Here is a 13,938-nt window from a genome sequence, read left to right on the forward strand (position 1 = left end):
TTATTGGAGTTGGGACTTTTTACGCGCTCATGAAATTTGAAAATACTCATTATTTTTAATTTTACTTTTATTTCCAATATTATTTACCTTGCAAGGGTTTTCCTATAAAATGACAGATGCTATAGATGAAAGGGGAGGTACGAATGGTGAAAAAATTATTGATATCAGTTACATTGCTGGTTGCCCTTGTAGCAGCTGGATGCTCTCAATCCGACACGGAGGAAAACCAGGAATCCAATAATCAAGAAACGGAAGAAAAGAGTACTGGCAGTGAGGCTAAACCAGATGAAAATACAATCAAATCTGATTTGCTTAAAACACAACTAAATCTAGCTAATAAGCTTCGTCCGCATCATTCAAAGGTTGTGGCTTACCACAACATGAAGGCAAATGAAGAAGAACCACCTGCTCCAGAAGATTTGCAGGCTGCTGCTGAAGAGGCTAAAACTGAAGCAGGAGAAGCTGTAACTACCTTGGAAGGTTTTGAAATGAACAGTGAACTTTCTGACGATGTAAAGGAGCAATACTCCAGTGCACTTGATTCCTTGAAAAAGTATTATAAGGAAGTCCAAAAGACGTTAGAAGCGTCTCCTGAAAAAGCAGACTTGGCAGGAGCACAAGAGCACTTTGACCAATTCCAGCAAACCCTTGATAAAATTTATGAAGAGGCTGGACTGATTCCTACCGATATGAGTGCTGAATTAAGCTAAGCAAATGAATAAACATGGAGACTCACAGTTGCCGGTTCAGTCTCCGGGTTTTTCTATATTCATCAAGCCAACAGAATATTTTCACGTAAAATTTAGAGTGAATTATGACCAATGAAGCAAAAAACCAGACCACCGCACGATAGCGTTGGCCTGGTTTTTTCTATAATTATAAGATTCCGATAGCTGCCAGCAAGATGACTACTGCAACAGAGATAACCGGAATCAGTACGGCTACAACAAAGATATCTTTATAGCTGTCTTTATGGGTCATTCCAGTAATAGCGAACAATGTCAATACCGCTCCGTTATGCGGCAAGGCATCCAGACCGCCGGATGACAGGGAAGCAATCCGGTGGAAGGCTTCCGGACTGATGCCGGTGTTCTGTGCTATTTCATAATATTTGGAACCGAGTGCTTCCAGTGCGATTCCCATCCCCCCAGATGCGGAACCGGTAGCACCGGCCAGAATATTGACGGCAATTGCTTCTGAAATGAGCGGATGTCCTTTGACGCCCATCAGCAATTCAGTCAGACGTTCGAAGCCTGGTACTTCACGCACGACGGTACCGAAACCTACAGCAGCACTAGTGTTAATGATGGCAATAACAGAACCGTTCGCTCCTTTGTTCATCGATGAAATGAAGCGCTTGAACTTGCCTGGATTCAATACCATGATTAACAGGATACCTGCAATCAAGGCTGCGACGACGTCCCAACCAAATGCATTCAACGTTATAAGGACAGTCAAAAGTGGTAATACAGACAAGAGGAAGTTAGGATCGTCCTCTTCTTCCACTTCCATCATATTTTTGTCGCTTGGTTCAGTAAAGACTTCACCTTTTTTGGTCAGGTTCTTTTCCTGCCACCTTAAGTATAAATATCCTCCGACACCCATGATGATGGCTGCAATGATCCCCATAACTGGAGCGGCCATGGCATCTGTTTTGAAGTATTGCATTGGAATCAGGTTCTGGATTTGTGGTGTTCCTGGGATGGCAGTCATCGTAAAGGTGAAAGAACCTAAGGCGACAGTCGCCGGAATCAGCTTTCTAGAGATATTCGCCTCACGGAATAATGACAAGGCGAGTGGATAGACTGCAAATACGACGACAAATAAGCTGACACCCCCATAAGTCAATACAGCACAGGATGCAAGCACCCCAAGAATAGCGCGTTTTGTTCCTAGCAATTTTGTCAGTGCTACAGCGACAGAGCGGGCCATGCCGGTGTCTTCCATCAGTTTCCCAAAAATAGCCCCAAGCATGAAGACAGGAAACCATGCTTTAGCAAAATCTACGAACCCGCCCATATACGTATCTTTATAGGCTTCTAACAAATCGAGGCCGCCTGTGACCGCTACGACTCCAGCAGCGATCGGGGCTACCCAGATGATGGACCAGCCGAGATAGGCCAGTACCATCAACACAATGAGTCCTAATAATATTCCAAACATGTTGATTCCTCCACTAGTTGAATAGTTTCCCCCAAACCTCTTTTATCTGTTTAATCACACGATTTCTACGAGCATCGCGATTCCTTGTCCTCCCCCGATGCATAAGGATGCAATGCCGTACTTTTCATTTCTACGCTTTAATTCTTTTATGACTGTATATAAGACACGTGTGCCGCTTGCACCGATCGGGTGGCCAAGCGAAATAGCGCCTCCATTGACATTTACTTTGCTGCGGTCTAAGCCAAGTTCCTTTTCTACTGCCAGGTACTGGGCGGCAAATGCTTCGTTGACTTCGATCAAAGCAATGTCATCTAAGGACAAGGCCGTTTGTGCCAGTGCTTTTTTGATGGCTGGTACCGGCCCGATTCCCATATAGGCTGGATCCACGCCTGCTACTCCCCAGGATACGATTTTCGCTATAGGCTGGAGGTTTTTTTCTTCAACAAAACTTTCCCCTGCTAATACAACTGCTCCAGCACCATCATTAATTCCGCTTGCGTTTCCACCGGTTACAGTACCGTCCTTTTTGAAAGCAGGCTTCAGCTTTGCAAGCCCTTCAGGAGTCGTATCTTCACGGATATGTTCATCGGTATCTACAACCCTGGTACCTTTGCGTGATATTACTTCTACCGGAACGATCTCTTCTTCGAACTTTCCACTGTTGCGTGCTTCTGCTGAACGCTTGTGGCTTTCTGCCGCGTATGCGTCCTGATCTTCTCTACTGATCTCGTATTTTTCTGATAGATTCTCTGCTGTAACACCCATACCTTTTCCAATGTATTCATCGGTCAATGCCGCCCAGAGCATATCATCGATTTTCGGCGTGCCAAGCTTGGTGCCGAAACGGCTGCCACGCATGGCATATGGGGATTGGCTCATGTTCTCCACTCCACCAGTCAGGGCGACTTTCCCTTCTCCAAGCTTAATAGACTGGGCTGCAGATACTACCGATTGGAGTCCGGACCCACAAAGTCTGTTAACCGTAAGTGCCGGGCTTTCCATCGGCACCCCGGATTTCAACGCGATATGTCTGACCATGTATGGTGAGTTGTTCGCGGAATGAATGACATTCCCCATCACCGTCAAATCAATATCTTCCGGTATGATGCCGCTTCGCTTGATTGCCTCTTTGCTGACGGTCACACCGAGGTCAGTCGGATCGACGTCTTTCAGTGAACCGCCAAAGCTTCCGAATGCTGTCCGTGCACCTTCTAAAATATAAACGTTTTCCATGCTGCTATTCCTCCCTTTCGTTTATTGTGCTGTGTAGCCACCATCAATGACGACTGCCTGCCCGGTGACGCCTTTGGATTTATCACTGGCGAGGAACAATGCATAATCCGCAATTTCTTGTACTTGAAGCAAGCGTTTTTGTGGGACTAATGGATAGATCACTTCCTCCAGTACTTTCTCTAATGATACGTTACGATTTTTCGCCAGGTCCTCCAGCTGATTGCGGACAAGCGGTGTATCGACATAGCCAGGACATACCGCGTTTACGGTAATACCGTGCTCTGCACCTTCCAAGGCGGTAACTTTTGTCAGTCCGATGACACCATGCTTGGAACTGTTATACGCAGATTTTCCGGCAAAACCGACAAGTCCGTTGATCGATGCCATATTAATGATTCGCCCAAATCCTTGCTTTTTCATAATTGGAAATGCATGCTTAGTTGCCATGAATGGCGCCACCAGCATAACTTTTGTGATGAATTCGAATTTTTCTGTCGGGAAGTCTTCGATCGATGCTACATGTTGAAGGCCGGCATTATTGATCAATACATCGAGCCGGCCGTATTTTTCCACTGTCTGGTCGATTGCCTGCTGCAATTCTTCCTCTTTTGTGACATCGCACTTCACGCCGATGCAGTCATATCCTTCATCCGTGAGCTTCTTTGTCGCTTCCTGCAATTTTTCTTCATTGATGTCACTGAACGCGACTTTCGCACCGTTTTTCACGAACTCTACTCCGATTTCGTGGCCGATCCCACTTGCTGCACCTGTTATGAATACTACTTTGTTATCTACCATTCTATTTATCCCCCTTGAGTAAAAAATCAGAACGTTGCCGATAATAGGTTTTCGCTGACCTGAAGATCCGCGCCAGTCGCTTCTACTACTTCTTGTACTGTCCATCCTTCTGCTACTTCAACCAGTACTAGCCCGTCGTCTGTAACATCAATGACAGCACGGTCGGTGATAATGCGATCCACGACACCTTCACCAGTTAAAGGGAGACTGCATTCTTTTAGAATTTTCGGCTCTCCATGTTTATTTACGTGATCCATGATAATGACGATCTTCTTAGCACCGTGGACAATGTCCATCGCACCGCCCATACCTTTGATCATCTTTCCTGGGATCATCCAGTTTGCCAGATTCCCGGTTTCAGAGACTTCCATACCACCAAGAATGGCAAGATCCAAGTGTTCTCCCCGGATCATCGCAAATGATTCAGCACTGCTGCAATAAGATGCTCCGACCGCTGCTGTGACCGTTTCTTTTCCAGCATTGATTAAGTCCGGGTCCACTTCGTTCTCATACGGAGAGCGTCCGATTCCCACCAGACCATTTTCAGACTGAAGAACGATTTCTTTATCTTCCTGGATGTAGTTCGCTACCATCGTCGGCATTCCGATCCCTAAGTTGACATAGAAACCGTTTTCAATTTCGCGCTCTGCTCGTTTCGCGATTTTTTCTCTTACTAATGCTTTATCCAAATTAACTGCCATGCTGTTCCCTCCTATTATGCTTCTTTTCTTAAAGTCAGACGTTCGATGCGCTTCTCCTGCTTGCCTTCGATCAATCCTTGCACGTAAATACCCGGGGTATGAATGTGGTCCGGATCCAGTGTTCCAGCATCCACTAAGTCTTCCACTTCTGCAATCGTCGTCGTACCGGCTGCTGCTATTTCAGGATTGAAATTACGGGCCGTCTTATTATAGACAAGGTTTCCGAGCCGATCGCCTTTTGCCGCCCTTACAAGGCTGAAATCAGCTTTCAAACCTGTCACCATCAAATAATCTTTTCCGTCAAAATTACGTACTTCTTTCCCTTCCGCTATCGGGGTACCTACGCCTGCTGGTGTATAGAATGCAGGGATTCCTGCTCCACCCGCACGGATACGTTCTGCTAATGTGCCTTGTGGAGTCAGTTCCACTTCCAATTCTCCTGCCAGCACCTGACGTTCAAATTCTTTATTTTCACCGACATAGGAGCCGATCATTTTATCAATCTGTTTATTTTCAAGGAGCAAACCAAGCCCCCAGTCGTCTACGCCACAATTATTGGAAATCACCGTCAAATGCTTTACCTTTGATTCTACTAATGCAAGAATCAGATTTTCCGGAATTCCTACCAGTCCGAACCCTCCAACCATTATCGTCGAGTTGTCTTTGATATCTTTTACTGCTTCTTCAAATGATGTATAAATAGTTTTCATCATACTACACTCCCTTCTACTTTCATTAATGCAAGAAGCGTGCCAACTTTTATCCTGAATGAAAACTCAATAATGAAGGGTGATTCACTTGAAAGCGCTAACAATAAAATTACGAATTCTCGGAAAAATAATCAGAATACTACCATCACAATGATGAAACCCCTTACTTAAACCGTAAAAAATAAACCATTCCAAAATGTCGGAATGGTTTTCCGGAATCTCGGAATGGTTTATATGTTATACTTTTTCACTTTGTCATACAGACTTGATTTCCCGATGCCAAGCATTGCTGCAGCTTTTCCTTTGTCACCGTGGACTTTTTTCAGTGTCCGCTCAATCGCCTGGCGTTCTGCCGTTTCCATGATCGCCTTCAAGCTTCGGTCTTCATCGACTAACAGTGCATCTGGCTTAATGTGATCCGGCAGATCATCAAGCTCAATGGTTTCGTTGCTCGTCAAGTGGACAGCAGCTTCAATAACATTTTCCAGTTCACGAACGTTACCTGGCCAGTGATATTCCAGGAAACAGTCATAAACGGCGGGCTCAAAATCGACAACCCGTTTACCGATCCGCTCGGTTACCTTTTCCAGTAAATATTTTGCCAGCAACCGGAGATCCTCCGGGCGCTTTCTAAGCGGTGGAATGTCAATTTGGACAACGTTTATCCGGTAAAATAAATCTTCCCGAAACTTCTGCTGAGCTATTAACTCTTCGAGCGGCTGGTTGGTCGCGGCAATGATCCTTACGTCCACTTTCTGAGGTGTAACCGATCCAATCGCTTCAACTTCCCCTTCCTGCAGGACGCGAAGAATTTTCACCTGTGCCTGTAACGGCATATCCCCAATTTCATCAAGAAAAAGTGTTCCGCCGTCTGCCAGTTGGAATTTCCCTGGCTTACCGCCTTTTTTGGCACCAGTAAACGCGCCCTCCTGGTAGCCAAACAGCTCAGACTCGAGGAGGTCTGCTGGAATTGCCGCACAATTGACCTTGACGAACGGCTTCGTGTTACGTTCACTCAAGTGATGAATGCTATGGGCAAAAAGTTCTTTTCCTGTCCCACTCTCCCCCCTGAGCAGTACCGAAACATCCCCTGGGGCAACCTTCTTAATTTTATCCTTTAAAATATGCATCTCTGAAGAATTGCTAATGATGTCATGAAGCGAATAGGAAACGCCATTCAGTTGTTTCATTTGATTTCGATAGGATTCCAGTTCCAGGAATAAATCTTTGATATGGCTGTTCAGCTTCAGCCATTCCTCTGTATCCCGGAACAGCACCATCCCGAGCGCGCCGACTACTTCACCGTCCGCCCGGAGTGGAATCCGGTGGGCAATCATGTAGTTGCCGCGGATATACTGCAAATCCGCTAATTCCTCTTTTCCTGTTTCTGCTACGATGTGCATCCGGCTGTTTTCAATTACGTCGGTCACATGCTTCCCACGGACACTCTCTTTATCTATACCTAGAAAATCACAATAGCTGTCATTCATATAAGAAACAAAACCTTTTCGATCGACAACGACAATACTATGATTGACATTGCCAAAAATCGTCTCCAGAATCCCGTCCCGGTAATTCGCTAATATCTCCAGCATTCGTTCACGCTCCTGATGATTGAAATCTTTCCTATCTATTTTATCATGAGAGCGATTTCAATCAATCTCCCAAAATTTGCGAGCTTCTCTATCCGCAGTCACTTTATAAATTTTTTCAGCGTGGTATGGATGTTGTTCAATGTAATCAGCACAAAACCCAGCATAATGAACGTTACAATTTCCCCAGTAAAAATCGCCACGATTCCAAGTAGTAACATATAAAATGTATTCCAGGCGTTATTCATTAAGATCCTTCCCCCTTGCGATATGGAGTTGTCTCCTATCCAGCTGTTATTTCTCTTTTAACTAAAATTTATCTCTCTTTTTTTCGAAAGTGTCTCGTATATTTTTAAAGTGTCTCTCTTAGTTTCACTTTTGTCTCGCTTAAGATATAAATTGTCTCATAAACTTCTCATTTCTTCGTGCAAACTCACCTGCCGTAGCGATACACATAAAATAAAAGGAATCCAATGGAGGTGGCAACTTTGATCCATACTGTTAAAGCTGGCGAAACATTGACGCAGATTTCCCGTGATTACCGAATGCCCCTGCCTGAAATCATCCGGGCAAATCCAGGCATCAACCCGAATCTCATTTATCCTGGCCAACCAATTGTCATACCAGGCTACCCTTCTCCAGCCACTATTCCTTACAAAATCGATGTTTCCCTTAATAATCGCAAGATCCGATTATTGAAAAATGGTGGCCTGCAAAAGCAATATCCAATTGCGGTCGGAAGAATCCTTCATCATACACCGACTGGGAATTTTATTATCATTAATAAAGCCCCGAATCCTGGTGGTCCGTTCGGGACTATGTGGATGAGCTTGTCCAAACAGCATTATGGCATCCATGGTACCAATGACCCGAGTTCCATCGGCAAGGCGGTTTCGCGTGGCTGCATTCGTATGTATAACAAAGATGTGGAGGAACTGGCACGGATTGTACCAATTGGCACAGGTGTTTTTATTCATCCATGATATTATTTCTTTTCTATTGGTATCAAGCTCTACCAATCTTCCCCTCAGCGAGCAGCTCATTCAACGAACTGACTTCTGCATAAGCCCAATCCCATTTCAAACCAATCTCTCGATAAGCGGGTAACGTTACTATTTTGTGAGTAAACTCTACCAGCCTACATCCCCTCTTTTTCTAATGCATCTAAGCTTAACATTAGACATTTCTCCCTGTTATCCTTCCAGTTTTACCAAAATAGATAGATGGAAAGTAAACGGAGAAACGACTGAAAATAAAGCATGAAAACAGCCAGCAGATCATAACCTGCTGGCTGTTTTCGTGCTTTACTTTATAATGGTTGAACCTTGCAGCAATTCGGGCTTTGCGCCTAGTGTCAATAAAAATAGCTTAGAGTCGCTGATACTGCGGTGTTCCCTCATTACACTTTTCAGTTCATCTATACGGGGGTGGTCTTTCAGTTTTTGTACTTCTTGTTGATATAGATGAAGAATTGAACCTCTAACAAACTTGGGCTTATATTCCGGGAGGTCTTCATCCATCAATAACGATCCCATATAGCCATACTTGATCTGCAGCTGTCTAGTCAAGCTGACTACATGCACCAGATGGTCACTTAATTCGGGACAATCCTGCTTCAATGCATCCAAATCTTCCTTCGCTTCGTACAAGTCGTTCAAACCAGCAAGCATGTTAGCCATTATACTTCCTCTCCTTTTTCCCACGGTTTCTCCAAGCCGATGATTTTAGTCAATTCTTTGCTATGTTCTTTTCGGACTCTGCGTCGCTCCGCACGTTCTTTTCCGGATTCATATAAAAACTTCTCTTCTTCTGTCTCCGGTACAATCTCAGGAACTTTTATCGGTCTTTTATTCTCATCAAGCGCAACGAATGTGAGAAAAGCTGTGGCTGCCATTCGTCGTTCACCAGTGATCATATCTTCCGCAATTACTTTGCAAAAAATCTCCATCGACTTGCTGCCGGTGTAGGATACATAGGATTCTACACAAACCGAATCTGTCTGATGAATCGGATACAGGAAATCAATCGAGTCGGTGGAGGCAGTCACACATTCTTTTGCCCGCGCATGCCGGCGTGCCGACAAAGTCGCATTATTATCTAACTTTTTCATCAATACACCACCGAACAATGTATTGTAATTATTCAAATCATTGATCATCACTTGATCAGTATTCACGATCAGGCTTTCTTTTGGACTTTTTGTTTCAATCATAATTAATGATCCTTTCTTTGATGTAGTGTTTCTCAAACGTTTGATATTCCAAGTGTAAGCCTGTGTTTCCTATAAGTGAAATGGATATTAATCATGGGAAACATAGATACTATCTATGCAAATGCTTTCATCTATGCACGGCAAGTATCTGATTGGTAAAATCAGATATTAAAAAAAGCACCTCTTATTCCGAGGTGCCCGGTATCAACCTTTCCTGAGTAAACTTCAGCCATTCTTTCGTAGCATAAGACAAATAATGATTTTTCCTCCAAATAATCGCCAGATCCCACTCAATCATTGGTTTAACTATCCTGACCGTTCGAACGTCTTCTTTCAACAGCTTGGACACACTATAGGGCAATATCGAGATACCTAATTCAGAGGTAATCATTTTACCAATAAAGTCCCACTGGGAACTTTCGGAGACGACCTGCGGTATAAAACCCGCCTCCTTACAGGCACCTCTGATCCTGTCATTCAGTGCGAAATCTTTGTTGAAAAGAATGAATAATTCATCCTTAAGCTCTTCCAGTTTAATTTGCTTCCTTGCAGCGAGTTTATGGGAAGGGGGTACAACCGCCCGCAATTCTTCCTTCATAAAAGAAAAATGATCAAATTCTTCTCCTTCGGTCGGCAGAACAGCAATCCCGACATCAAGGTTATCTTCTATAATATCTTCTTCAATTTTTCTTGTCCCATTTTCCATCAGCTGGAACGTTATCTTAGGATAAAGCTGATGAAATTTTCCCAGAATCTGAAAGAAGTGATCGGCGTCCATAATTGGCGGAAGTCCAATTCTGATATGCCCTTTCTGCAAACCAATCAAATCATCAAGCTCCGTCTGCAGGTTATCGAAAGCTTTATCAATCGTTTGCGCTTGATTTAAAATCACCCGGCCGGCATCTGTAAGGACCAGCTGCTTTCTGGTTCTGTCAAATAGCTCTACTCCAAGTTCTGACTCTAGGTTTTTTATCATTTTACTGATTGTCGGCTGTGTTACAAATAAATGATCAGCGGCACGAGTGAAACTGCCGAACCGCGATACTTCTATGAAATATTTCAAGTGTCTGATATCCATATATTCACCTAATCCTCGGGAATGTTTATAGTATTACTTTAGTTAAAATTTTTTCATATGTAAATTGCCTTGCCACTTACCTTTTCCAAATGTTTCAATCTTATCAATAAGTGGTATTGTCTACCATCACACAAAAAGGAGCTTGATATAATGAAAGATCCACGCGACGCAGCAGCTAATATGAGCGAAGATAAAAAAGACGATATCATGCAAAGTTTCCAGACGTTCAAGGATTATTTAGGCGACCAGGTGAACAAAGGTGAAAAACTTGGATTAGGTGAAGAAGGACTGACTAAAGGAGCCAAGCGTGTAGGTGACTACCTCGCTAAGAATGAAGATCCAAGAAACCGCGAGGAAAAATTGCTTAATGAACTTTGGAAATTCGCTGACGAAGAAGAACGGAAGCATATGGCACATGTATTAGTAAAGCTTGCTGACTCCACCAATTAATATGTAGTTATAAACGAGATGGTTCAATGGACGAACCATCTCGTTTTTTTGTAATAATAACCTGGAGAATTTCCTTCGATATATAAAAACCCCTGATTGAACTTTCTAAGCCCAATCAGGTTTATCATCTATGCTCCTGGTGTATCTTCCAGATCCTCAATTCGTTTCTCTAAATACTGTGTGTCTTTCCTTGCATTGAACTTCTCCGCTTTCTCGACCTTCACTCCAATATTATAATCAGGAATTTTAGCGAATTGTTCATAACGGCCTTTTGGAAGTAAGAAATTACCTTCCGGAAAATGCACTCCAAGGTTTCCTTTTGCAATGCTGGCAATTTTGGCTCTCCCCTGGAATATTCCATACTGATTATATAAGACAACAGCTTCCCCATCCTGGATTCGGTTTTCCTCCGCATCTTCAGGGTTCATCAATACGTCATAGCGTTCTGCACCGTTGATTGGATCGGTCTCTTTGTACACCATGGAATTGAACTGCTTGCCGCGGCGTGTCGTGAGATAAAAATCACCTGGTTTTTTGTTCAAGTCTGGAATCTCTACAGGTATCAAGTTACCTTTCCCATCCGGGGTCGGACACACACCGCCTTCGCATAACCAGGCGCCCCCCCACTGAAAGACATCTCCCTGCCTCTTCAAGTGCTGGACACCGTCATAACTTGGATTCGCCTTGGCAATTTCCTCACGGACTGCTTGCCCATCTTTGAAGTCGACTAAATGAGCGGTTTCCGGTTTCACACGCTTGGCAAGATCAATGTAGATCTTCCATTCTGTACGTGCTTCTTCTATTTTATTTTTATTCCCTTCGATTTCCGGTGAAAAATAAACCATCCGCTCCGTGGAAGTAGAAGTTCCGCCACCTTCCTGTTCATAGCGGGTTTTTGCCGGCAGCACGATGACTGCTTCCTTGGCATCAACAAGTGTGGATGTATTCAGAATTATATCTTGATGGACGCGGATATCAAGCTTCGATAATGCCTTCTCAACAAACTCAGGGTCCGGCATCGTCTCTAAGAAGTTACCGCCGGATAAGTAGTAAAGCTTCACTTTACGTTCATGATCTTCCGGCAGTAAAATATTTTCGAGCGTCACCCCGACTACATCCCCCTGCCATTTCGCAAGCTCAAATCCCCATAATTTCTCGATTCGTTCAATATTTTCATCCTTGAAATCACCACCAGGCAAGACAAATGGATCAGCTCCCATTTCGCCACTTCCCTGGACACTGGAGTGGCCTCGGAACGGCATCAATCCATTGTGTTCCCGACCTAAAAACCCACGGAGCAGCGCCAGGTTGGCTACCTGTGAGATATTATCAGTAGCGAAGGAGTGCATCGTCAGTCCAAGCGCCCAGGCGAAGACAGCATTTTTACTGTTCGCTAATAGCTCGGAAAGCTCTATGATTCGCTCTTTCGTCACACCGGATGAGACAGTTATTTCTTCCCATGATTGGGATGTCACTTGCTGCTTCAATGCTTCATAGCCATTTACATGCTCTTCTACAAAGGAATGATTGATGGCAGCCCCATGCTGCACTTCTTCCATATCGAACCAGTGTTTCATGATTCCATGCATAAATGCAATGTCTCCACCAATATTGATCTGGTAGAAATCATCCGCCACTTTTGTACCGAATAAAGCGGACTCCGGGTTGGATGGAATCCAATACTTGTCCATCGAAGGTTCACGGTAAGGGTTGATAACAATAATTTTCGTTCCCTTTTTCTTCGCTTCTAGCATGTACTTGGTTGATACAGGTGAACTATTAGAAGCGACACTTCCCCAGAACAACAGGACATTTGTGCCAATCCAATCCTGGTAGTTCGCTGTCGAAGCACCCACACCGACAGAACGCTTCAAGGCTGTTTTACTCGGTGAGTGGCAGATACGGGATGCGTTGTCGATATGATTTGCTCCAAGAAAGCGTGCCACTTTTCCCGCTACATAATAGGATTCATTCGTGATACCCCTGGATGTCAGGTAAAAAGCATATTGTTTTGGATCCAGCTGCTTGATTTTACCTGCAATCATATCCATAGCATCATCCCAGGTGAGCCGGGAAAACTTCCGCTCCCCTTTTCTACGAATCATCGGATAAGGAATGCGGCCAAGCTCCCTTAACTCGGTGCTTGAGTATTGGCGTAATTCATCGATATCAGCGTGAAGGATCTCTTCTTTAATAGCTGGCATCGTATTCAGCCGGAGAACATTCAACCGTGTAGTACATATATGGGGACCTGTCAGTGTCTGGTCATAAAGACCGGAAACGCCTAATGCGCAACCATCACACACCCCTTTGGTAATGATGTTTTTGGCATAGCCTAAGTTATCTTTGTTATCCCATGCTACTTTCATGGTATCCCGGATGTGTTTCGGCTTCACTTTTCCCAGTCCGAACGGAATTGGACTCACCCAATGCTGCGGTGCTGGTATTTTTGATTTCTTCATTGGTCCCTGGTGTTTCGTTTGTCCCATGTTTATTTCTCCTTTCTTTATTCAACCAAAGAAAAAACCACCATCCTCCAGGAGTTATGTAATCAACAAGGGAGAATGGTGGTTAAGTCTTTTGCAGGGTCGCTGCTAAGTACCAAACCTTACTGTTATGAGAACTTCTTTTCTAAATCTCCACTGAATACAAAGATGGACATGCCAAAATCTTTTTCAATATCGATGTCGACAAATAGATCGACGAAATCACATTGCAAAAACTCTTCCATTTCCACCGGATGATTCTGACGGTACATGTTTTTGACCATTTCCGTTCGAGCGGCACGCACCATTTGCTTGCCATCGTCTGCATTGGCAATGAATTTTTCCACTGGGGACAGATTGCCTTCCATCTCGCAAATGGCCCAATTCTTGCAAAAAGTCGTACTGATTTTACTCGGCCCTTTTCCCATATGCCGTTTACGAAAAGCTTTAACAAGATTGCTGAATTCTGCTTCGTATTTATTCATCGCTGCTTCAACCTTTTCTAAAATATACTT

15 protein-coding genes are annotated in these 13,938 nt (G+C 44.0%); 3 read left to right on the plus strand and 12 right to left on the minus strand.

Annotated elements, in window-relative coordinates:
- Window positions 1-146: 146 nt before the first annotated feature.
- Entirely contained in the window at window positions 147-710 is a 564-nt protein-coding gene (locus ACGTN9_RS09405; protein WP_499592157.1) for a hypothetical protein, read from the plus strand.
- A gap of 166 nt (window positions 711-876) precedes the next feature.
- Here ACGTN9_RS09405 and ACGTN9_RS09410 read toward each other — a convergent pair whose 3' ends face one another.
- The 7 genes from ACGTN9_RS09410 to ACGTN9_RS09440 form a co-directional block, all read right to left on the minus strand.
- Complete coding sequence (locus ACGTN9_RS09410; protein ID WP_499592159.1) at window positions 877-2,163, minus strand: GntP family permease; 1,287 nt, start codon at window positions 2,161-2,163, stop codon at window positions 877-879.
- A gap of 54 nt (window positions 2,164-2,217) precedes the next feature.
- The gene (locus ACGTN9_RS09415) at window positions 2,218-3,396 is read right to left on the minus strand and encodes a thiolase family protein (protein ID WP_499592161.1); all 1,179 of its coding nucleotides are present in this window, start codon (window positions 3,394-3,396) and stop codon (window positions 2,218-2,220) included.
- 21 nt (window positions 3,397-3,417) lie between these two features.
- Window positions 3,418-4,194, minus strand: coding sequence for a 3-hydroxybutyrate dehydrogenase (locus tag ACGTN9_RS09420; RefSeq protein ID WP_499592163.1), 777 nt, complete (start codon window positions 4,192-4,194; stop codon window positions 3,418-3,420).
- Between the two features lie 26 nt (window positions 4,195-4,220).
- The gene (locus ACGTN9_RS09425) at window positions 4,221-4,895 is read right to left on the minus strand and encodes a 3-oxoacid CoA-transferase subunit B (protein ID WP_499592165.1); all 675 of its coding nucleotides are present in this window, start codon (window positions 4,893-4,895) and stop codon (window positions 4,221-4,223) included.
- Between the two features lie 14 nt (window positions 4,896-4,909).
- Complete coding sequence (locus ACGTN9_RS09430; protein ID WP_499592167.1) at window positions 4,910-5,605, minus strand: CoA transferase subunit A; 696 nt, start codon at window positions 5,603-5,605, stop codon at window positions 4,910-4,912.
- 230 nt (window positions 5,606-5,835) lie between these two features.
- The gene (locus tag ACGTN9_RS09435; RefSeq protein WP_499592169.1) at window positions 5,836-7,200 is read right to left on the minus strand and encodes a sigma-54 interaction domain-containing protein; all 1,365 of its coding nucleotides are present in this window, start codon (window positions 7,198-7,200) and stop codon (window positions 5,836-5,838) included.
- A gap of 98 nt (window positions 7,201-7,298) precedes the next feature.
- Window positions 7,299-7,445: a hypothetical protein gene (locus ACGTN9_RS09440; RefSeq protein WP_499592171.1), complete on the minus strand. Its 147-nt coding sequence runs from the start codon at window positions 7,443-7,445 to the stop codon at window positions 7,299-7,301.
- A 240-nt stretch (window positions 7,446-7,685) separates the two neighbouring features.
- Here ACGTN9_RS09440 and ACGTN9_RS09445 point away from each other — a divergent pair, with 240 nt between their 5' ends.
- Window positions 7,686-8,180, plus strand: coding sequence for a L,D-transpeptidase family protein (locus tag ACGTN9_RS09445; RefSeq protein WP_499592173.1), 495 nt, complete (start codon window positions 7,686-7,688; stop codon window positions 8,178-8,180).
- Window positions 8,181-8,501: 321 nt separating this feature from the next.
- Here ACGTN9_RS09445 and ACGTN9_RS09450 read toward each other — a convergent pair whose 3' ends face one another.
- The 3 genes from ACGTN9_RS09450 to cidR all read right to left on the minus strand — a co-directional run bounded on the left by ACGTN9_RS09450 (window position 8,502) and on the right by cidR (window position 10,487).
- Window positions 8,502-8,876, minus strand: coding sequence for a hypothetical protein (locus ACGTN9_RS09450; protein ID WP_499592175.1), 375 nt, complete (start codon window positions 8,874-8,876; stop codon window positions 8,502-8,504).
- A complete protein-coding gene (locus ACGTN9_RS09455; protein ID WP_028784763.1) occupies window positions 8,876-9,409 on the minus strand; it encodes an acyl-CoA thioesterase in 534 nt (177 codons plus the stop codon). The genes ACGTN9_RS09450 and ACGTN9_RS09455 overlap by 1 nt, the downstream gene beginning before the upstream one ends.
- Before the next feature lie 184 nt (window positions 9,410-9,593).
- Entirely contained in the window at window positions 9,594-10,487 is an 894-nt protein-coding gene (gene cidR / locus ACGTN9_RS09460) for a cidABC operon transcriptional activator CidR (RefSeq protein ID WP_499592177.1), read from the minus strand.
- Window positions 10,488-10,637: 150 nt separating this feature from the next.
- Here cidR and ACGTN9_RS09465 point away from each other — a divergent pair, with 150 nt between their 5' ends.
- Entirely contained in the window at window positions 10,638-10,937 is a 300-nt protein-coding gene (locus tag ACGTN9_RS09465; protein WP_028784761.1) for a DUF3243 domain-containing protein, read from the plus strand.
- Window positions 10,938-11,065: 128 nt separating this feature from the next.
- On the opposite strand, the gene ACGTN9_RS09470 is transcribed toward ACGTN9_RS09465, so the two are convergent.
- Together ACGTN9_RS09470 and ACGTN9_RS09475 are read right to left on the minus strand one after the other, a co-directional pair.
- Complete coding sequence (locus tag ACGTN9_RS09470; protein WP_499592179.1) at window positions 11,066-13,426, minus strand: FdhF/YdeP family oxidoreductase; 2,361 nt, start codon at window positions 13,424-13,426, stop codon at window positions 11,066-11,068.
- 125 nt (window positions 13,427-13,551) lie between these two features.
- Complete coding sequence (locus ACGTN9_RS09475; protein WP_499592181.1) at window positions 13,552-13,908, minus strand: Na-translocating system protein MpsC family protein; 357 nt, start codon at window positions 13,906-13,908, stop codon at window positions 13,552-13,554.
- Window positions 13,909-13,938: the final 30 nt, after the last annotated feature.

Source organism: Halobacillus sp. B23F22_5 (assembly GCF_043497085.1).
Taxonomy (GTDB): domain Bacteria; phylum Bacillota; class Bacilli; order Bacillales; family Halobacillaceae; genus Thalassobacillus.